Annotated in this window: 18 protein-coding genes; 6 read left to right on the forward strand and 12 right to left on the reverse strand. The window is 70.4% G+C overall.

Features of this window, described 5'->3' with window-relative positions:
- Positions 1–470: 470 nt before the first annotated feature.
- On the forward strand, positions 471–1,019 hold the full coding sequence (locus OG974_RS15270; RefSeq protein ID WP_371646830.1) for a DUF4383 domain-containing protein: 549 nt from the start codon (positions 471–473) through the stop codon (positions 1,017–1,019).
- Between the two features lie 58 nt (positions 1,020–1,077).
- Positions 1,078–1,281 (forward strand): zinc ribbon domain-containing protein, encoded by a 204-nt coding sequence (locus tag OG974_RS15275; protein ID WP_266629577.1) that lies wholly within the window; start codon positions 1,078–1,080, stop codon positions 1,279–1,281.
- On the opposite strand, the gene OG974_RS15280 is transcribed toward OG974_RS15275, so the two are convergent.
- The 4 genes from OG974_RS15280 to OG974_RS15295 are packed head-to-tail and all read right to left on the reverse strand — an operon-like array spanning position 1,278 to position 6,632.
- A complete protein-coding gene (locus tag OG974_RS15280) occupies positions 1,278–1,958 on the reverse strand; it encodes a class I SAM-dependent methyltransferase (protein WP_327283252.1) in 681 nt (226 codons plus the stop codon). The two genes, OG974_RS15275 and OG974_RS15280, sit on opposite strands and share 4 nt — an antisense overlap.
- Positions 1,955–2,872, reverse strand: coding sequence for an HAD family hydrolase (locus OG974_RS15285; protein ID WP_327283253.1), 918 nt, complete (start codon positions 2,870–2,872; stop codon positions 1,955–1,957). The genes OG974_RS15280 and OG974_RS15285 overlap by 4 nt, the downstream gene beginning before the upstream one ends.
- Positions 2,869–5,457 (reverse strand): phosphoribosyltransferase, encoded by a 2,589-nt coding sequence (locus OG974_RS15290; protein ID WP_371643439.1) that lies wholly within the window; start codon positions 5,455–5,457, stop codon positions 2,869–2,871. The genes OG974_RS15285 and OG974_RS15290 overlap by 4 nt, the downstream gene beginning before the upstream one ends.
- A gap of 8 nt (positions 5,458–5,465) precedes the next feature.
- Entirely contained in the window at positions 5,466–6,632 is a 1,167-nt protein-coding gene (locus tag OG974_RS15295; protein ID WP_327283254.1) for an HpcH/HpaI aldolase/citrate lyase family protein, read from the reverse strand.
- A gap of 194 nt (positions 6,633–6,826) precedes the next feature.
- Here OG974_RS15295 and OG974_RS15300 point away from each other — a divergent pair, with 194 nt between their 5' ends.
- Entirely contained in the window at positions 6,827–7,612 is a 786-nt protein-coding gene (locus OG974_RS15300; RefSeq protein ID WP_327283255.1) for a TerD family protein, read from the forward strand.
- A gap of 88 nt (positions 7,613–7,700) precedes the next feature.
- Here OG974_RS15300 and OG974_RS15305 read toward each other — a convergent pair whose 3' ends face one another.
- From OG974_RS15305 to OG974_RS15330, 6 genes are all read right to left on the reverse strand, one after another.
- Positions 7,701–8,441, reverse strand: a complete 741-nt coding sequence (locus OG974_RS15305) for a Tellurium resistance (protein ID WP_327283256.1) — start codon at positions 8,439–8,441, stop codon at positions 7,701–7,703.
- Between the two features lie 99 nt (positions 8,442–8,540).
- Positions 8,541–9,656, reverse strand: coding sequence for a DUF475 domain-containing protein (locus tag OG974_RS15310; RefSeq protein ID WP_327283257.1), 1,116 nt, complete (start codon positions 9,654–9,656; stop codon positions 8,541–8,543).
- A gap of 25 nt (positions 9,657–9,681) precedes the next feature.
- The gene (locus OG974_RS15315; protein WP_327283258.1) at positions 9,682–10,257 is read right to left on the reverse strand and encodes a TerD family protein; all 576 of its coding nucleotides are present in this window, start codon (positions 10,255–10,257) and stop codon (positions 9,682–9,684) included.
- A gap of 136 nt (positions 10,258–10,393) precedes the next feature.
- Positions 10,394–10,969, reverse strand: coding sequence for a TerD family protein (locus OG974_RS15320; protein WP_030160471.1), 576 nt, complete (start codon positions 10,967–10,969; stop codon positions 10,394–10,396).
- Positions 10,970–11,160: 191 nt separating this feature from the next.
- The gene (locus OG974_RS15325) at positions 11,161–11,619 is read right to left on the reverse strand and encodes a peroxiredoxin (RefSeq protein ID WP_327283259.1); all 459 of its coding nucleotides are present in this window, start codon (positions 11,617–11,619) and stop codon (positions 11,161–11,163) included.
- A gap of 152 nt (positions 11,620–11,771) precedes the next feature.
- Positions 11,772–12,197 (reverse strand): DUF3052 domain-containing protein, encoded by a 426-nt coding sequence (locus OG974_RS15330; protein WP_327283260.1) that lies wholly within the window; start codon positions 12,195–12,197, stop codon positions 11,772–11,774.
- Positions 12,198–12,645: 448 nt separating this feature from the next.
- On the opposite strand from OG974_RS15330, the gene aceE reads away from it, so the two are divergent.
- Positions 12,646–15,378: a pyruvate dehydrogenase (acetyl-transferring), homodimeric type gene (gene aceE, locus OG974_RS15335; protein WP_327283261.1), complete on the forward strand. Its 2,733-nt coding sequence runs from the start codon at positions 12,646–12,648 to the stop codon at positions 15,376–15,378.
- Positions 15,379–15,512: 134 nt separating this feature from the next.
- Positions 15,513–16,367: a potassium channel family protein gene (locus OG974_RS15340; protein WP_371643443.1), complete on the forward strand. Its 855-nt coding sequence runs from the start codon at positions 15,513–15,515 to the stop codon at positions 16,365–16,367.
- On the opposite strand, the gene OG974_RS15345 is transcribed toward OG974_RS15340, so the two are convergent.
- Both OG974_RS15345 and OG974_RS15350 read right to left on the reverse strand, forming a co-directional pair.
- On the reverse strand, positions 16,348–16,749 hold the full coding sequence (locus OG974_RS15345; protein WP_328762638.1) for a peptidase inhibitor family I36 protein: 402 nt from the start codon (positions 16,747–16,749) through the stop codon (positions 16,348–16,350). The genes OG974_RS15340 and OG974_RS15345 overlap by 20 nt on opposite strands.
- A 182-nt stretch (positions 16,750–16,931) precedes the next feature.
- Positions 16,932–18,548, reverse strand: coding sequence for an MFS transporter (locus tag OG974_RS15350; protein ID WP_328762639.1), 1,617 nt, complete (start codon positions 18,546–18,548; stop codon positions 16,932–16,934).
- Positions 18,549–18,689: 141 nt separating this feature from the next.
- Here OG974_RS15350 and OG974_RS15355 point away from each other — a divergent pair, with 141 nt between their 5' ends.
- Positions 18,690–19,340 (forward strand): TetR family transcriptional regulator, encoded by a 651-nt coding sequence (locus tag OG974_RS15355; protein ID WP_327283265.1) that lies wholly within the window; start codon positions 18,690–18,692, stop codon positions 19,338–19,340.
- The last annotated feature ends 76 nt before the right edge of the window (positions 19,341–19,416 follow it).

The following is a 19,416-nucleotide window of genomic DNA, read 5'->3' on the forward strand; positions in this document are numbered from 1 at the left end:
CGCAGCGGGCGGAGCGCAGCGGGCGGAGCGCAGCGGGCGGAGCGCAGCGGGCGGAGCGCAGCGGGCGGAGCGCAGCGGGCGGAGCGCAGCGGGCGGAGCGCAGCGGGCGGAGCGCAGCGGGCGGAGCGCAGCGGGCGGAGCGCAGCGGGCGGAGCGCGGCGGGCGGAGCGCGGCGGGCGGAGCGCGGCGGGGGGCCGGCCGGGGGGCGAAGCAAGCAGGCTGGGGGGCGGCCGCGCTTGTCGTGGGGTGGGCTTCGGCGGATGCTGGAAGTGGCCGGTACCGGAGCTTAGGAGGGCATGATGGCTGCCCGTACTTCCCCCACCTCTCGTGCGCCCGATGTGCCCCCCGCGACCTCGTCCGGAACGGCGAACGCCCCGCATGCGGCGTACGGGTGCCACGAGCCCCACGAGCAATACGCGCCGTACGTGTCGCACGGGCCGATCGAGATCCCCCAGCCGCACGTCCCCTATCTGGTGCGGCGCGTCGCGCATCCCGTCAATGCCCGGCTCGACGAGCACCTGCCCACCGATCACAAGCTCAGCCACGTGTACCGGGTGGGTGCGGGTGTGGTGGGGCTGCTGCTGGTCGCCTTCGGGATCCTCGGGCTGATCGACCGGATCGGCTTCTTCGACACCGGCGGTGCGACGGTGCTCGCCCTGAACACGAACGGTGCGCTGAGCGTCCTGTCGATCTGTATCGGGCTGCTGCTGTTCGTCGGGATGGTGATCGGCGGGAACTTCGCTTCCACCCTGAACATCGTGCTGGGGCTGGCGTTCATCGCCAGCGGGTTCGTGAATCTGGCGCTGCTGGACACCGGCCTGAACTTCCTGGCCTTCGAAATCCAGAACGTGCTGTTCAGCTTCGTCGTCGGCGTGATGCTGATGTGGTTCGGGATGTACGGGCGGGTGGGCAGCGCCCTGCCGCACGACAATCCGTACTGGCGGGCCCGTCACCCCGAGCAGGCCGCGCGGGAGGACCGGGCGCGGGCCGCCCGGGCCGGGGCCGTCCACGCCCACTAGGGACCCTCCGCCCTCCGGGGGCTGTGGCGGACGGCGGACGGCTCGGTAGCCTTGGGCCATGCCTCGTTACGAATTCCGCTGCCGGACCTGCGACGACACCTTTGAGGTCAGCCGACCCATGGCCGAGTCGTCCGCTCCCGCCGACTGCCCGGCCGGGCACGCCGACACCGTGAAGCTGCTGTCCGCCGTTGCCGTGGGCGGGACCAGCAGCGCCCCCGCCCCGTCCGGCGGGGGCTGCTGCGGCGGCGGGGGCTGCTGCTAAGCCGGGTCCGCATCACCCTGGCGCTTGCGCGACAGGGTGATGCCGTCCGAGATCGCCAGCAGGACCGATTCCATGCGGGAGTCCGCCGCGACGTGTTCGTTGTAGGCGCGCACTCCGGCCGCCGAGCCCGTGGCGGACTCGTCGAGGACCGTGCCGTGGTACAGGGTGTTGTCCGTGACGATCAGCCCGCCCGGGCGCAGCCGTGGAACGAGCTCTTCCCAGTACGCGATCTGGCTTTCCTTGTCGGCGTCCACGTAGGCCATGTCGATGTGCGGTTCTTGCGGCATGGCGCGCAGCGTGTCCAGTGCCGGGGCGATCCGCAGGTCGATCCGGTCGGCGACGCCGGCCTTCTGCCAGGCTTCGCGGCCGTACGAGGTCCACTCCTGCGAGACGTCGCAGGCGATGAGCGTGCCGTCCGCGGGCAGTGCCTGTGCCATCGACAGGGTCGAGAAGCCGGTGAACGTGCCGATCTCGACGATGTGGCGCGCGCCGGTCAGCCGGACCAGGAAAGCCAGCAGTGGTCCCTGCTCCTCCGCCGACTGCATGCCGGCGACGTCCGGGAACCTCTCGTACGTGGTCGCCACCAGCCCTTGCTGGATCGGGTCCAGCGGCGGGTTGTGGTCGAGCACGTAGCGGTACAGCTCGTCGGTGATCTTGGTGCTGTTGCCCTTGGTCATGATCCCAGTGTGCCGATTTCGCCTGCCGTGCGGGCGGTCTCGGCGGATTGCGCAGCCTCGACGGACTCGCGGGCGGCCTCGCGTGCGGACTCCTGGGCGACCTCGCGGGCGGCCGTGCGGCCGAAGGCGCGCACGATCTCCTCGCCGGCCAGGACGCCCGCCGTGGCCAGGGGCGTGACCGTCGGCGCGGTCCAGCCCGCGTCGGCCAGTTCGCCGTGGCCGGGCCGCCAGGCCGCGTCCGCCGCCAGCAGCAGGTCGGCGTCGAGCAGGGAGTCGCCCGCGGCGAGGGTGGTGGTCGCACCCGTACGGCGGGCAACCTCGCGCATGGCCGCGCTCTTGGTCAGCGGGCGGGGCACGGCGTAGATCTTGCGGCCCTGGAGGGAGACCGTCCAGCCGCGGGCTTCGGCCCATTCCGTCAGCGCCTTGATCCACTCCTGGGGTACCAGGGCGCGCTCGACGACGAGGTAGGCGAACAGGTCCTCCGCGACGCGCGCCTTGCGCAGCCACTCCGGGTCCGCGGTGGCCAGCAGGTGCCCGTGGACCTCCTCCAGCGGGGCGCACTCGGCGGCCAGCCGCGCCGTCACCCGGCGCCGCCAGTCGCGGTCGGGGACGCCGTCCACCAGCAGCTGTCCGCCGTTGGCGCAGATCGCGTACTTCGCCGGGCGGCCGGGGAAGCGGATGCGCTGGTACTGCTTGCGCGTGCGGGTCGTGGTCGGGACGAAGACCACCGCGGGATCGGCGGTCAGTTCGGCCAGCAGCTTCGCCGCCGTCTCCGTCATGTACGACAGCGGCTTGCTCTCGTGCACCTCGACGCACAGCAGCCGCGGGGCCACCGGGTCGGGCATGGTGAGGCCGAGCGCGGCCGTCGAGTAGATGAGCGTGCGGTCGAGATCACTGGCTACCAGGACAGTCACTTGGAGGCCACAGCCTTTCCGTCGGCGCCGGTCGCGCCGCGCGTGAAGCGGGGGTGGATGAGTCCTACGCACGTGTAGGGCAGCCCGTCGACCTCTTCCACCGGTACGCCGCGCTGCTCGGCGAGCAGCCGTACGTGGTCCAGGTCGGCTCCGGCGCCGCGCTGCGCCAGGATCTTCCACGGCACGCGGCGCAGCAGCACCCGCGTGGTCTCGCCGACGCCGGGCTTGACCAGGTTCACGTCGTGGATGCCGTACTCCTCGCTGATCCGCTCCACCGCCGCCCAACCCTCCCAGGTCGGGGTGCGGTCGGCGGCGAGGAGCTCCTTGACCTCGGCGTCGACGGCGTCGGCCACCTCGTCGAAGCGGGCGGCGACGGTGTCGATGAAGTCGGTGGAGACATCGGCTCCGGCGAGCTCGCGGTAGAACTTCGCGCCGTGGAAGTCGGCGGGCCCGACCAGGTCGGACCTGAGCACCGTACGCGAGATCAGTCCGGAAACGGTGGAGTTGAGGCAGGCGGAGGGGATCAGGAAGTCCTCGCGGGTGCCGTACGTGGACACGCAGGAGCCGGGGTCGGCGAGGACCACGATCTCCGGATCGAATCCGGGTCCCCCTGCTTCCTGTTGGGCTGCGAGGGCGGCCGACAGTTCGCGGGTGATGGCGCCCTTGCCGGTCCAGCCGTCCACGAAGACGACGTCGGCGGGGTCGTGGTGGGCGGCCAGCCAGCGCAGTGCGTTGGGGTCGATGCCGCGGCCGCGCACGATGGAGACGGCGTAGTGCGGCAGGTCCAGGCCGTGGCGGGCCCGGGCCCAGCGGCGCATCAGCACGCCGACGGGGGTGCCGGCGCGGGCCAGCGAGACGAGGACCGGGGAGGGGGACCGCTCGGCGAGGACGGTCTCGGTGACCGTGCCGACGGCGCGCGCCATTCGCGCGGCGGATGCGGTCAGCGCGCTCCGGTACAGCTCCTGGTACTGGGGGGACGGCTGGTATTCGACGGGCAGCGACTCCGCGTAGTGCGCGCCGCCCGCCTGGATGGCCTCCTCCCGCTCCTCGGTCGGGGCTTCGAGCGCCACGTCGGAGAGGTCCTGGAGCAGCCAGCCGACGTCTTCGGCGGCGTACGAGGAGAACGCGGGCCCGCGCAGGGGCTCGGGAAGGACCGGGGCGGTGAGGACCGGGGCGGTGAGGACCGGGGCGGTGAGGGCAAGGTCGGGGAGGACCGCTTCGGGCATGATCGGCTCCCGCCGCTCGGGTACGGAGGTCGGTACGGGGGCCGGTACGTACGACGGTACGGGGACCAGCAGGACGCGGCCGGTGTGCGGGGCGAGGGCCGCGAGCAGTCCGGTGCGCAGTTCGGGGGTGTCGCCGGTCGAGTCGACGACGGCGACGACGACGTCGAAGCCGGCTCCGGCGACGTTGTAGGCGTAGCGGTCGCCGGGCCCGTCGGCGGGGCCGTCGTGGGCGGGGAAGACGAGTCGGGTGCGGATGGCGTAGCCGGGGTCATCGACGGCGAGGACGGGCGAGCGGGTGGTGGTGGAGAAGCGGACCTCGCGGGCGGCGCCCGACTCCTCCAGGGCCTTCGCGAGGCGCAGCGGGGCGTACATCAGCTCTTCGTTGCCGAGTACGAGGACCCGTCCCGGCTGCTCGCCGAGCGCGTCGGTGAGCCGGCGGGCCACTGCGGGGAGCAGCGCGTCCAGGGTTTCCCGGTGGGCGGGGGTGAAGCCGTGGCGGCCGCCGTCCGGGAGGCCGCCGGGCCAGTCGAGCCGGACCCGCTCGTGGTCCGGCTCCGTGCCGTCCTGGGCTGCGGGGCGGGCCCCGTCGCCGCTGTTCGCGGCGGGGACCTCGGCGGCGGCCCCGTACTCCTCGACCAGCGCCCGGCCCTTGGTCAGGACTCCTTCGGGGAGGTGCACCGTCCCGGAGGCCAGGGCGATCAGGTCGACGCGCGCGCCGAGGTCGGCGGCGAAGGCGGTGAGCCGGTCGCGGTCGGCCGGGGAACGCATGTCGACGAGGGCGACGACCACGTAGTGCGCGCGGGGGTGGCGGGCGTGCAGGTCGCGGATGGTGTTCAGGACGGTGTTGCCGGTGGAGAACTCGTCGTCGACGAGGACCAGCGGCCCGCTGCCGGCCAGCAGCTTCGGGTCTTCGGGCAGCAGAAGGTGCGAGGTGGCGTGCGAGTGGGCCTCCTCGAACCCGCCGGCGGGTTCGACGCCCGGGACGGGGCGGCGGGTGGAGTGCAGGTAGGGGGCCGCGCCGAGGCCGTCGGCGACGCAGTGGCCGAGTCCGGTCGCGGTCTCGGCGTAGCCGAGGACGACCGCGGAGGCGGCGTCGTCGCCCAGCAGGGCGCGGACGCGCTCGCCGAGGCCGTGTCCGGCGGCGTAGACGGCCGTCGGGGACTGGGGGACGTGCTTGCCCAGCACCTGTGAGACCAGCAGGTGGGCCCGCTTCGGGTTGCGGCGCAGGGCCAGCCCGAGCAGTTCGTCCAGCCGTGGCGATCCCGGATCGCCGGCCTCCTGCAGGCGTACGCCCAGCCGGTCCGCGACCCAGGTTCCCGACCACACCGCGTCGATCTTCTTGCCCTTCTCCGTGTTCACGTGCGGACTCACACTTGGAGCCCGGCCGTGAGGAGGTCGACGAAGCCGACCTCTTCCTTCGCCACGCCGAAGACCTCGGCGCGGAGCATGGTGCGCTCGGCCCAGGCGCGGTGGGGCTTGACCTCGTTCATTTTGTTCGTGTAGGCGGAGCGCATGACTCCGCCGCCGCCGCGCTCGGGGCGCAGGATGTCCTGGGCGTCGCTGAACTCCTCGTGGGAGACCACCGAGAGGGCGTGGACGGGGGTGACGTGGGCGGGGTGGATGCAGGTCTTGCCGAGGAGTCCGTTGGCCCGGTCGAGTTCGATCTCGCGCAGGAGCCCGTCGAGGTCGTGCTCGATGAGGGTGGTGCGCAGTTCCTCGGCACCTTCCTCCAAGAAGGGGCTGCGGCGCAGCTGGGGCTTGAAGAGGCGCTGCTGGCTGCGGAAGTACTCCCAGACGGGTCCGGTCACGGTGAAGCCGGTGCCGTCGGCGCGGCTGAGGACGTTCACCACGTCGGCGATGACTCCGGCGACGATCTGGACGTCGTAGGCGGTCATGTCCGGGGTGCGGCGCAGTCCGTAGACGGAGCAGAAGTCGGTGACGCCGAGGCGCAGGGCCAGGACGCGGTCGCGGTAGCGGTTGACGGTCCGGGAGATGCCGGCGAGGGCTTCGATGCGCGTTTCGAGGTGGAGGAGGTCGGGGGTCTCCAACACGGGCATCGCGTACAGCGGGTGCTGTCCGCTTTCCGCTTCCGCCTGGGCCACGGCGTCGAGGAAGGCGGTTCCGCGGCTCTCGGTGAACTTGGGGAGTACGAATCCGGCCAGTCGGCGGGCGGAGCCGCCGAGGCGGTGGACGAGGTCGGGTATCTGCTCGGGCGTGCGGACCCGGATGAAGAGGAGGGGGAGCTCGCCGCCGTCGGCATCGAGGGCTGCGAACTGCCGGACCAGGTTGTCCTCGGCGTCCGCGACCTCGGCGTCGCTGATGGAATCCTCCAGGCACAGAACCATGGAGACGACTCCGCGGCGGGCCTGCTTGTGGACGTCCCCGGCGAGGTGGGGGCGGGTCGCGGGGCTGTAGAGGGTGGCTCCGAGGGCGGCGGCGAGGATGCGGGAGGGGGAGGCGGCGGTGAACTCGGCCGGCTCCTGGTGGAAGAGGTCCTTACGGACGGTGGGCGATATGTGCCCAAAGTGACGCATGTGCTTCCCCCGTACTGCCTCGGCGGCCCAACTGGCGTGGCCGGTAATAGTACGTACGAATGTGAGTCAAGAGTTCCTCAAGCACATGAAGTTCAGGTAACCCTCTTGCACAATGCCCAGGACTTTCGTCCGCGACAAGGCCCTGCGGGGGGCCGCGTTGTTCCGCACCGCCCCGGGAGGGCAGGATGACGGGCATGACGCACGCGATGCAGAAGGGCTCGAACATCCCGGTGACCGCCGTGTCGGTCCGGGCGGTGCTGCGCTGGACCGGCGGCCCCGAGGTGCCGGACGTCGACGCCTCGGCACTGCTCGTGGGCCCGGACGGGCGCGTGCGCTCGGACGAGGACTTCGTGTTCTACAACCAGCCCCGGCACCCCTCGGGGGCCGTCTGGCGACTCGGCAAGAAGCAGCTCGGCGACACGATCACCGATGCCGTGCAGGCGGACCTGCGCGCGGTGCCGCCGGTGGTGGACCGGATCCTGGTGGTGGCCTCCGCCGAGGACGTGCCGTTCCAGCAGGTCCAGGACCTGCGGATCCTGCTGTACGACGCCACCGCCACCGGCGGCTCCGAGCCGATGGCCTTCTTCGACGTACGCCCCGAGACCGGTGCCGAAACGGCCCTGATCTGCGGCGAGGTGTACCGGCGCGGCGACGGGTGGAAGTTCCGGGCGCTGGGCGAGGGCTACTCGAACGGGCTGGTGGGGCTTGCGACCGACCACGGGATCTCCGTGGACGAGAACGCGGCGGAGGCCTCCGGTGCGGCGCCCGCCGCCGGGCCGACCGCCGAGCAGACCGCCGCGATGCGCCCGCCGGCCCAGCAGAACCCGCAGGCACCGCAGGCACCGCTGACGCAGGCCCCGCCGGCCGCGCAGCCGGCGTACGGGTACCCGCAGCCGGTGTCCCCGGCCCCGGTGCCGGCGCCCGGCGGCGACCCGACGTTCCGGCTGCCGGTGCAGGGCCCGCAGTTCGTCCCCCGCTGACACCCTGCCGCCCGACGTCCCCGACGTCTTTGACGCCCCTGGCGTCCCTGACGCCCGGCCTGGCCGGAGCCCCCGCCGCGGGTTCCGGTCAGGCCTTTGCGCTCTTGTAGCCCCGCCCCCACTGCAAGCCCCACCCGTACAGCCGGTCCAGCTCGGCCTGGAACCCGTACACGAACTTCACCTCGCGCCGCACGATCAGCTCGCCCTTGACGTGCTCCAGGGTGAGCACCGCGCAGGAGCGGGCCTGCGGCTGGCGCTCCTCCAACGGGATCTCGATCCGCGGCCCGGTGATCGGGTAGAGGGTGATCATGGCGTGCGTGCGGTCGAAGGCCGGGGTCTGGTCGTAGATGTAGACGAACACCAGCAGCCGCTTGATCTCTTCGGCGTGGTCGAGGTTGACGAACACCGTCTCCCCGGAGGGCGCCCCGAACCGGTCGTCACCGCTGAGCTTCACGTACGGCGGGTTGTTGATGTCGCCGTGCAGGTTGCCCAGCGGCTGCACTACGCCCCGGGTGCCGTCGGCCAGCTCGTAGAGGCAGCCCAGGTCGAGGTCGACGTTGACCATGCCCTGGGTGTGCGCCTGCACCATGTCGGGCTTGAACAGCTTGAACGGATGGCGCAGGAGCCCGCCGCCCTCGCCGCCGCGGCCGCCGATGTCCGAGCTGCGCATGCGCCAGGACAGGTTGACCCGCAGGTTGCCGTGGACCGCCCCCTGTTTGGTGAGCGACACCGTCGGATGCCGCTTGGTGAGCTCGATCGCGTTCGACGAGGCGCTGCCCGAGTCGAACTGTAGGGCCCGGCTGCCCCTGATCCCGTCGAAGAATCCCATTCCCCTACCCCCCTTTTGAATACGCGGACGGGGCGGCCCGGCAGTCCGCAGACCAGCCCGGCCGCCCCGCAGATGGAGCGTTCCGCATTACCGCCGTGATCATGCCTCGGCGGCGGAACCCTCCAGTTCCAACCGCTTGTTGCGCCGCACCGAGGACCAGAACGACCAGGCGATGAGCACCACGCCGACGAGGCCGGTGATGACCTCGTGGATCTCGTACTGGATGGTGACGAGCAGGATGACGGCGAGCGCGCCGATGGCGTAGTGCGCGCCGTGCTCCAGGTAGACGTAGTCGTCGAGGGTGCCCTGGCGGACCAGGTAGACCGTGAGCGACCGGACGTACATGGCGCCGACGCCGAGGCCGAGGGCCATCAGCACGATGTCGTTGGTGATGGCGAAGGCGCCGATGACCCCGTCGAAGGAGAACGAGGCGTCGAGGACTTCGAGGTAGAGGAACATGAAGAAGGCGGCCTTGCCGGCCATGACGACGGCCGAGACGGGCTTGCCGCTCTTCTTGGCCGCTTCCTCGGCCTCGTGCTCGGCTTCTTCCTCCTCTTCGAGGCGGTTCTCGAAGTAGCCGGAGAGACCGCCGACGATCATGTACGTGATCAGGCCGGCGACGCCGGAGACCAGGACGGTCTGCGCCTTGTCCACCACGGCACCGCCGTGCTGGTGGGCGTGGGCGGCGAAGGTCATGGACGTGATCAGCAGGACGATCAGCGCGATGCACGCCGACAGCATGTCGATCTTGCCCAGCTTGGCGAGCGGGCGTTCCAGCCACGCGAGCCACTTGATGTCCCTGTCCTCGAAGATGAAGTCGAGGAAGATCATCAGCAGGAACATGCCGCCGAAGGCCGCGATCGCCGGGTGGGCGTCCGTGACCAGCTGCTGGTACTGCTCCTTGTCGGTCAGCGCGAGATGCACGGCCTCGATGGGCCCGATCTTGGCGGTGACCGCGACGATCACGACGGGGAAGACCAGGCGCATGCCGAACACGGCGATGAGCACGCCGACCGTCAGGAAGATCTTCTGCCAGAAGGCGTTCATCTTCTTCAGGATTCCGGCGTTGACCACCGCGTTGTCGAAGGACAGCGAGATCTCAAGGATGGTCAGGATCGCGACGATCCCGAGCCCGGTCATACCCCCGTAGAACCACGCTGCGACCAGACCGAGCGCAGTGACTGCGAACGACCAGCCGAAGGTTTTGAGAACCACTGGCACCCCATCGTCTTGTACGGCTTTACGAAACGTTGACCCCGAAGTCTAGAGCGATGCCCCGGAGCCCCGACGCGTACCCCTGCCCCACTGCGCGGAACTTCCATTCGCCGCCGTACCGGTACACCTCGCCGAAGATCATCGCGGTCTCGCTGGAGGCGTCCTCGGTGAGGTCGTAGCGGGCCAGCTCCTGGCCGTCCGACTCGTTCACCACGCGGATGAAGGCGTTGCTGACCTGGCCGAAGCTCTGTCGGCGGGCCTCCGCATCGTGGATCGAGACCGGGAAGACGATCTTGTCGACGTCGACCGGCACCTTGGTCAGGTCGATGATGATCGACTCGTCATCGCCCTCACCCTCGCCGGTGAGGTTGTCCCCCGTGTGTTCGACGGAGCCCTCGGGGCTCTTCAGGTTGTTGTAGAAGACGAAGTACGCGTCCCCCAGGACCCGGCCGTCGCGGCACAGCAGTGCGCTGGCGTCGAGGTCGAAATCGGCCCCCGTGGTCGAGCGCGCGTCCCAACCGAGACCAACCAGGACCCGGGTGAGGTTCGGTGCGGCCTTGGAGAGGGAGACGTTGCCCCCCTTGGCGAGTGTGACGCCCATGTTGTGGTCCTCCCCGGACGACGTGGTGATCGCGGCACGCTCGCGTGGCGGGCCGACGGTGGTGGTGCGTTGGTGCAAAGCACGTCCGGCGCCGTACACACAGTGCACGGCGCCGGACGGGTGACTGCGGGCAGGCTCAGACGTTGACGCCGAAGTCCTGGGCGATGCCGCGCAGGCCGGAGGCGTAGCCCTGGCCGATGGCGCGGAACTTCCACTCCGCTCCGTTGCGGTACAGCTCGCCGAAGACCATGGCGGTCTCGGTCGAGGCGTCCTCGGAGAGGTCGTAGCGGGCGAGCTCGGAGTTGTCGGCCTGGTTCACCACGCGGATGTACGCGTTGCGGACCTGGCCGAAGCTCTGCTGGCGGCTCTCGGCCTCGTAGATCGAGACCGGGAAGACGATCTTGGCGACATCGGCGGGGACGCCGGCCAGGTTGACCTTGATCGCCTCGTCGTCGCCCTCGCCCTCACCGGTGGTGTTGTCACCGGTGTGCTCGACCGAGCCGTCCGGGCTCTTCAGGTTGTTGAAGAACACGAAGTTCGAGTCGTTGGCGACCTTGCCCTGGTCGTTGGTCAGGATCGCGCTGGCGTCGAGGTCGAAGTCAACACCGGTGGTGGTGCGAGCGTCCCAGCCCAGACCGACGATGACCGCCGTCAGATTCGGCGCGGCCTTGGTCAGCGAGACGTTTCCGCCCTTGCTGAGGCTGACTCCCACGGGTCCTCCATTGGGTTCATGTGTGGGGCGGTGCCCCGTCGTGCGGTTTCTACCGGGATCAACGTTTCGATCCTAGTGACGGGTTCCCGCCTGTCGGCGTCTTTCCCGGTGAACACTTCCCGGAACCCGCCCGGAGCACGGCAAGTACGGCGGGTGCCGCGGCTGCCGGGGCCGGACCGGCCCGGCGGTCCTCAGAGGCTGTCGAGGGCCTTGACGTACTCGTTCAGGTCGCGCGCGTCGGGCAGGCCGTTGACGACGGTCCAGCGCACCACGCCGTCCTTGTCGATGATGAAGGTGCCGCGGACCGCGCAACCCTTCTCCTCGTCGAAGACGCCGTACGCGCGGGAGGTCTCGCCGTGCGGCCAGAAGTCGGACAGCAGGGGGTAGTCGAGGCCCTCCTGCTCGCCGAAGACCCGCAGGGTCGGGACGGAGTCGTTGGAGACCGCGAGGAGCTGGACGTCGTCGTTCTGGAAGCGCGGCAGCTGGTCGCGCAGTTCGCAGAGCTCGCCGGTGCAGACACCGGTGAAGGCGAACGGGTAGAAGAGCAGCACGACGGCCTTCTCCCCGCGAAAGTCGGAGAGCCGCACGGTGGCGCCGTGGTTGTCCTTGAGCTCGAAGTCCGGGGCCTTGCTGCCGACCTCGATCGCCATCTCTCGCATCCCTTCGTTCCCGCATCCCTGCGTTGGGCTGTTCGGGTGGGCCCCAGCCTAGGGGGACCGGGTGCCCACAACGCACGCACCCCGCCGACCGGGGGTGATCCGGGTCGACGGGGCGTACGTCCGCTTGGCTGCGAGTGTGCGGCTCAGCGCTTGGCCTTGGCGGCCTTCGGCGTCACCAGCTTGGTGGAGGTCCACTCCTTGCCGACGGGCAGGCCCTTGGCAAGCGAGAGGCCGGCCGTCACAGCCGCCTCGCTGATGTCGCTGGCCTCGACGTAGCCGTCACGGCCCGTCTTGGGGGTCAGCAGCAGGATCAGTGCGCCGTCCTCGACCAGCTCGGTCGCATCGACCAGGGCGTCCGTCAGATCGCCGTCCTCGTCGCGGAACCACAACAGCACCGCGTCGGCGACGTCGTCGTAGTCCTCGTCGGCAAGTTCACTGACGAGCTGATCGACGGCGTCACGGAATTCCTGATCGACGTCGTCGTCGTAGCCGATCTCCTGGACCACCTGTTCGGACTGGAAACCCAGCCGGGCGGCCAGGCTCTCCGCGTGGTCCGCGGTCGCGCTCACGGGGTGCCTCCTGCTCATGTTCGGTGAATGTCTTCGGCGGCGCGCGTACGCGCAGCATTGGGCGTAGTCCACACGGGCGCGGCGGATCGCGCAAGTACCCGGCCGTCGAGACCGTCGAAACGGTGACGATTACGGCCGTCTCGCCGCAACTTTCAGCCTTCCCGTGTGCACCTCTGGTGATTCATCCCACACCATTCCAGCTCATTCGGCATCATCGGCAACGCTTACCGGCTTTCCTACCTGTTTGAGGGACCGAACGGCCTTACGAACCAGCTGATCGTCTTGGGCGTAAGGTTGCGGTTTGGCCGGACCGCCGCCGCCTGCTCTCACGGATCGCTGCGGACTCCAGTGATTACCCAGTGGTACAGGTGACGATTCCGACCGAGCGTAAGACGATGGGAGGCGGCGAAACCCCATGGCACGACTCCCCTGACAGCGAAGGAACAGCGTGGCTTCCGCATCCGATCGCAATCCGATCATCATTGGCGGCCTGCCGAGCCAGGTCCCGGACTTCGATCCGGAAGAGACGCAGGAGTGGCTCGACTCCCTGGACGCCGCCGTCGACGAGCGGGGCCGTGAGCGCGCCCGCTACCTGATGCTGCGGCTGATCGAGCGGGCCCGCGAGAAGCGCGTGGCCGTGCCCGAGATGCGCAGCACGGACTACGTCAACACGATCGCCACCAAGGACGAGCCGTTCTTCCCGGGCAACGAGGAGATCGAGCGCAAGGTCCTGAACGCCACCCGGTGGAACGCGGCCGTGATGGTCTCGCGCGCCCAGCGTCCCGGGATCGGCGTCGGCGGCCACATCGCCACGTTCGCGTCCTCCGCCTCCCTCTACGACGTGGGCTTCAACCACTTCTTCCGGGGCAAGGACGAGGGCGACGGCGGCGACCAGATCTTCTTCCAGGGCCACGCGTCCCCCGGCATCTACGCGCGCGCCTACCTCCTGGACCGGCTCTCCGAGCAGCAGCTCGACGCGTTCCGGCAGGAGAAGTCGAAGGCCCCGTACGGCCTGTCCAGCTACCCGCACCCGCGGCTGATGCCGGACTTCTGGGAGTTCCCGACCGTCTCGATGGGCCTCGGCCCGCTCGGCGCGATCTACCAGGCCCGGATGAACCGGTACATGGAGGCGCGCGGGATCGCCGACACCTCGAAGTCACACGTTTGGGCGTATCTCGGCGACGGCGAGATGGACGAGCCGGAGTCGCTCGGCCAGCTGTCGATCGCCGCCCGTGAGGGTCTGGACAACCTGACCTTCGTCGTGAACTGCAACCTGCAGCGGCTCGACGGTCCGGTGCGCGGCAACGGCAAGATCATCCAGGAGCTGGAGTCGCAGTTCCGCGGTGCCGGCTGGAACGTCATCAAGCTGATCTGGGACCGCTCCTGGGACCCGCTGCTGGCGCAGGACCGCGACGGCATCCTGGTCAACCGGATGAACTCGACGCCGGACGGCCAGTTCCAGACGTACGCGACCGAGACCGGTGCCTACATCCGCGACCACTTCTTCGGTGACGACCAGCGGTTGCGGGCGATGGTCGAGAACATGAGCGACCAGCAGCTGCTGCACCTGGGCCGCGGCGGCCACGACCACAAGAAGATCTACGCGGCGTACGCGGCGGCCAAGGCCCACAAGGGCCAGCCGACGGTGATCCTGGCGCAGACGGTCAAGGGCTGGACGCTCGGCCCGAACTTCGAGGGCCGCAACGCGACGCACCAGATGAAGAAGCTGACGGTCGACGACCTCAAGCGCTTCCGCGACCGCCTGCACATCCCGATCACGGACGCGCAGCTGGAGGGCGGCGCCCCGCCGTACTACCACCCGGGCCCCGGTTCGCCGGAGATCCAGTACATGCACGACCGGCGCAGCTCACTGGGCGGCTACGTGCCGACGCGCGTGGTGCGCGCGAAGCCGCTGCAGCTGCCGGACGACACGGCGTACGCGGCGGCGAAGAAGGGCTCGGGCCAGCAGTCGATCGCCACGACCATGGCGTTCGTGCGCATCCTGAAGGACCTGATGCGGGACAAGGAGATCGGCAGGCGGTTCGTGCTGATCGCCCCGGACGAGTACCGCACCTTCGGCATGGACGCGTTCTTCCCGAGCGCCAAGATCTACAACCCGCTGGGGCAGCAGTACGAGGCGGTCGACCGCGACCTGCTGCTCGCGTACAAGGAGTCGCCGACCGGCCAGATGCTGCACGACGGCATCTCGGAGGCGGGCTGCACGGCCTCGCTGATCGCCGCGGGTTCGGCGTACGCGACGCACGGCGAGCCGATGATCCCGGTCTACGTCTTCTACTCGATGTTCGGTTTCCAGCGCACGGGTGACCAGTTCTGGCAGATGGCCGACCAGCTGGCGCGCGGTTTCGTGCTGGGTGCGACCGCCGGCCGGACCACCCTGACGGGTGAGGGCCTGCAACACGCCGACGGTCACTCCCAGCTGCTGGCGTCGACGAACCCGGGCTGCGTGGCGTACGACCCGGCGTACGGGTACGAGATCGCGCACATCGTCCAGGACGGCCTGCGGCGGATGTACGGGCCCGAGGCCGAGGACGTCTTCTACTACCTGACCGTCTACAACGAGCCGATCCAGCACCCGGCCGAGCCGGCCGACGTGGACGTGGACGGGATCCTCAAGGGGATCCACCGGGTGGCCGCGGGCTCGGCGGGCTCCATCGGGGCGCAGATCATGGCCTCGGGCGTGGCGGTGCCGTGGGCCCTGGAGGCGCAGCGGATCCTGGCCGAGGAATGGAACGTTCGGGCGGACGTCTGGTCGGCGACCTCCTGGAACGAGCTGCGCCGCGAGGCCGTCGAGGTGGAGGAGCACAACCTGCTCCACCCGGAGGAGGAGCAGCGCGTCCCGTACGTGACGCGGAAGCTGTCGGGTGCGGAGGGGCCGTTCGTGGCGGTCTCGGACTGGATGCGGTCCGTCCCGGACCAGATCTCGCGGTGGGTGCCCGGCGCGTACACCTCACTGGGTGCGGACGGGTTCGGTTTCGCGGACACGCGCGGCGCGGCCCGGCGGTTCTTCCACATCGACGCGCAGTCGGTGGTGCTGGCGGTGCTGACCGAGCTGGCCAAGCAGGGCAAGATCGACCGTTCCGCGCTGAAGCAGGCGGTGGACCGGTACCGGCTGCTGGACGTCGCGGCGGCCGACCCGGGCGCGGCGGGCGGCGACGCATAGCGCTCCGCGGGGCGGACGGCTGACGGCGGCGGGCCGGGGTGTGCGGGAGTGCGCCCCGGCCCGCTGCCGTTGCCCCGGCCGCTGCGGCACTGCGCCGGCCCATTCCGCTTTACCTGTTCCTTACGATGCTCCGTATGAAGGAACCCTCCCGCCAGCTGCGGTGGGAGCGGCGGAGTCAGACCCCGCTGCTCGTGCTCGCCGTGGCGTTCGCCGTCGCCTACACCGTGCCGATCGTCGTACCCGACGCGAATGCGCAGGTGCACCGGGCGTGCACGGTCACCGAGTGGGTGGTGTGGGGCGCGTTCGCCGCGGATTACCTGATGCGGCTGGGTCTGTCGACGGCGAAGAAGGCGTTCGTGCGGACCCACTGGCTGGACCTGGGCGCGGTGGTGTTGCCGATGTTCCAGCCGCTGCGGCTGTTGCGGCTGGTGTCCACGCTGCTGCTGGTGGGCCGGCGGGCCCGGATGGCCCCGCAGATCCGGCTGACCACGTATGTGGCGGGGGCGGTGGTCGGGCTGCTGATGTTCGGCTCGCTCGCCGTGCTGAGCGTGGAGCGGGACGCCCCCGACGGCAACATCAAGAACCTGGGCGATGCCGTGTGGTGGAGCTTCACCACGATGACGACCGTCGGGTACGGGGACCACTCCCCCACCACCGGGCTCGGCCGGATCATCGCCGTGGGGCTGATGCTGTCGGGGATCGCGCTGCTGGGTGTGGTGACCGCCAACATCGCGGCCTGGTTCATCTCCCGTTTCGAGCGCGACGACCAGGTGGAGCGGGCTCAGACCGCGGCGATCGCCGAACTGTCGGCGGAGGTACGGGCGCTGCGCGCCGAGATCGGGCGGCTGGGCGGGGCGTCGGCGGTGGCCGCCGAAGCCCAGGCGCCCGCTCCGGGTGCGGGAACCGCCCCGGGCTCCGGGGCCGACGTACCGGCCCTGGTGCCCGGAGCGGCCCCTGCGGCGGGTGCCGCTAGCGCTCCCACACCTTGAACGCGCGGATGAGGTAGGGCGATTCGGGCAGCCAGACCCCGTCGCCCGGGTAGGTCTGGAACTCTCCGGTCTCCTGGCACTCGGCCGACTGGTAGGTGGTCACGGGCCGCCCGGTGCGGTTGATCAGCGACTGGGCGCTGGTCCCGGCGGGCAGTGCCGTGCAGCTGTTGATGTCGAGGGTGCTCAGCTCGTGGGCGTGTCGGGTGCCCTTGAACTCCGGCTTCGCCCACAGGCACAGCTGGCCGGTGGCGCAGGCGGGTGCCTTGCCCGGCGGGGCGCCTGCGGCGTGTGCGGCGGTCGCCGTGCTCGGGATGAGGGCGGCGAGGGCCAGCAGGGTCGCGGCGAGGACGGTGGTGGACCGTGCGGGTGAACTCGTACGCATGACGGGTCAACTCCTTGTGGACCAGGGCGCCCGGACCGGTTCCGCAGCGCCTCTGACACCACGCTGACCTGCGAGGACGGCCGGGCGGAAGGGGTCAGGGGCGGGTCCACCCGGATAGGCGACGGCCCCGCCGGAACCGTCCGGCGGGGCCGTCGCGCCCACGAGGTTGACGCCGGTGCGGCTCAGACGTGGGCCGCGCCCGCCCCGGCTGCGGCGTTCTCGCCCCGCTTGGTGAAGCAGGCGACGAGCGCGGCGAGCACCGCGACGCAGCCGGCGACGGTGAAGGCGGTGCTCATGCCGGACACGAACGTGTCGTGCGCGACCTTGGTGATCGCCTCGGCGACCGGGGCCGGGGCCTCCGGCGGGACCGGGGCGATGCCGACCTGGACGCCCTTCTCGGCGAGGTCCAGCTGCTCCGGGGTGAGCGGGGGCAGCTGCGCCCGCTCCCAGTTGTCGCCGAACGAGTTGCCGACGGTGGTGGCCATGACCGCGCCGAGGACGGCGGTGCCGAGGCTGCCGCCGACCTGCATGGCGGCCTGCTGGAGCCCGCCCGCCACGCCGGAGAGCTCCAGCGGGGCGTTGCCGACGATGACCTCGGTGGCGCCGACCATGACGGGCGCGAGGCCGACACCGAGGAGGGCGAACCAGAGCGACATCTCCAGGGTGCCGGTGCCCGGGGTCAGCGCGGACATCCCGAAGCAGGCGGCGGCGGTCGCGACCATGCCGGTGACCAGCGGGATCCGCGGGCCGACGGCGGTGATGGCGGCGCCGGCCAGCGGCGAACCGATGATCATCATGCCGGTCAGCGGCAGCAGGTGCAGGCCGCTGTCGACCGGGCTCATGCCGTGCACGTTCTGCAGGTAGAAGGTGACGAAGAACAGGCCGCCCATGAAGGCGAAGGCCATCAGCACCATCAGCACCGTGCCCGCGGACAGGGGCAGCGAGCGGAACAAGCCGAGCGGGATCAGCGGCTCGGCGACCTTCGACTCCCAGACGGCGAAGAGCGTGAAGCAGACGACGGACGCGAGGAGGAACAGGATGGTCCGGGTGTCGCTCCAGCCCCACTCCGAGGCCTTGATCAGCGCCCAGATCAGCGAGAACATCGCGGCCGACAGCAGCAGGACACCGACGGCGTCGAAGGACTTCGGGGCGTTCTCGGCGCGGTGGTCGAGCAGGATGAACAGGCCGAAGGTCAGGGCGATGATGCCGACGGGCACGTTGATGAAGAAGACGGACTGCCAGCTGACGTTCTCCACGAGCAGGCCGCCCACGATGGGCCCGGCGGCGGTCGAGGCGCCGATGACCATGCCCCAGATGCCGATGGCCATGTTGAGCTTCTCGGCCGGGAAGGTGGCGCGCAGCAGGCCCAGCGCGGCGGGCATCAGCAGTGCGCCGAACAGGCCCTGCGCCACGCGGAACGCGATGACGTACTGGACGCCGGAGGAGAGGCCGATGGCGGCGGAGGCCGCGGCGAAGCCGGCGATGCCGATGAGGAAGGTCTGGCGGTGGCCGAAGCGGTCGCCGAGCTTGCCCGCGGTGATCAGCGAGACGGCCAGGGCCAGCAGGTAGCCGTTGGTGATCCACTGGACGTCGGCGAGCGAGGCGTGGAGGTGCTGCTGGATCGCGGGGTTGGCGACGGCGACGATCGTGCCGTCCAGGGTGACCATCATGACGCCGATCGCCACGGCGAAGAGGGTCAGCCAGGGGTGCCCGCGCAGCCCGGACCGGGCTGGGCCGGGACCGGATTCCTTGACGGGTAACCGGTCGCCCTGGTCTTCGATGGTGATCTGACTCGTCATGCGAACAGGCTAGTGACAGCGACTGACACTTCACAAACGGGTTAACGGGGCCATGGCTGTCAGCTCGGTCACAGGTACCCTGTCCGCTCACTCAGCGTCAGATTCGGCATGTGGAACATGCGGAAAGGACACCCCTCGGTGATGACCGACGAGGCGCCGGCGCCGGCGCCCGCGCCCGGACTGCGCGAACGCAAGAAGCGGCGCACCCGGGACGCGCTGCTGCGCGCCGCCCTCCTCCTCTTCGTCGCGCAGGGGTACGAGCACACCACCGTCGACGAGATCACCGACGCCGTCTACGTCTCCCAGCGCACCTTCTTCCGGTACTTCGCCAACAAGGAGGAGGTCGCCTTCGCCGTCCAGGACCTGGTCGAGGCGCACTTCGTCGCCGCGCTGCGCTCCCGGCCGCCCGCCGAGGGCCCGCTCGAAGCCCTGCGGGGCGCGGTGCTCGACGCCTGGGACACCCTCGACGAGGCCCTCTCCGACGTGGTCCCGGTCGATCTCTACATGCGCACCTACCAGCTGATCGAGTCGACGCCGGCACTGCTTGCGGTGCACCTGCGCCGCTCCACCGAGCTGGAGGAGCGGATCGCCCGGCTGATCGCCGAGCGCGAGGGGCTGGACGTGGACGCGGACCCGCGGCCCCGCGTGGCGGTCGCCGCGTTCTCCGGGGTGATGAGGGTCACCGGGCGGCTGTGGGGGCGGGGAGAGGACGCCAGCGTGGCCTCGATCCGACGGATGACCGAGTCCTACCTTGACCAGATCGGCCCTGCGCTGGCTGCGGACTGGCGCTGAACCCCCGTACGGAGTCGCACGGTCGACCGTGAACCCGGTCACCCCGGGCCCCGTGTCCGGATCCGGTCTCCTACGC

This window comes from Streptomyces sp. NBC_00597, assembly GCF_041431095.1.
Lineage (GTDB): Bacteria > Actinomycetota > Actinomycetes > Streptomycetales > Streptomycetaceae > Streptomyces.

Excerpts from the sequence above, each read along its gene's own strand:
- OG974_RS15275 (WP_266629577.1), top strand. The coding sequence starts at position 1,078 with ATGCCTCGTTACGAATTCCGCTGCCGGACCTGCGACGACACCTTTGAG.
- OG974_RS15280 (WP_327283252.1), bottom strand. The coding sequence starts at position 1,958 with ATGACCAAGGGCAACAGCACCAAGATCACCGACGAGCTGTACCGCTAC.
- OG974_RS15295 (WP_327283254.1), bottom strand. The coding sequence starts at position 6,632 with ATGCGTCACTTTGGGCACATATCGCCCACCGTCCGTAAGGACCTCTTC.
- OG974_RS15300 (WP_327283255.1), top strand. The coding sequence starts at position 6,827 with ATGACGCACGCGATGCAGAAGGGCTCGAACATCCCGGTGACCGCCGTG.
- OG974_RS15305 (WP_327283256.1), bottom strand. The coding sequence starts at position 8,441 with ATGGGATTCTTCGACGGGATCAGGGGCAGCCGGGCCCTACAGTTCGAC.
- OG974_RS15315 (WP_327283258.1), bottom strand. The coding sequence starts at position 10,257 with ATGGGCGTCACACTCGCCAAGGGGGGCAACGTCTCCCTCTCCAAGGCC.
- OG974_RS15325 (WP_327283259.1), bottom strand. The coding sequence starts at position 11,619 with ATGGCGATCGAGGTCGGCAGCAAGGCCCCGGACTTCGAGCTCAAGGAC.
- OG974_RS15340 (WP_371643443.1), top strand. The coding sequence starts at position 15,513 with ATGAAGGAACCCTCCCGCCAGCTGCGGTGGGAGCGGCGGAGTCAGACC.
- OG974_RS15345 (WP_328762638.1), bottom strand. The coding sequence starts at position 16,749 with ATGCGTACGAGTTCACCCGCACGGTCCACCACCGTCCTCGCCGCGACC.
- OG974_RS15350 (WP_328762639.1), bottom strand. The coding sequence starts at position 18,548 with ATGACGAGTCAGATCACCATCGAAGACCAGGGCGACCGGTTACCCGTC.
- OG974_RS15355 (WP_327283265.1), top strand. The coding sequence starts at position 18,690 with ATGACCGACGAGGCGCCGGCGCCGGCGCCCGCGCCCGGACTGCGCGAA.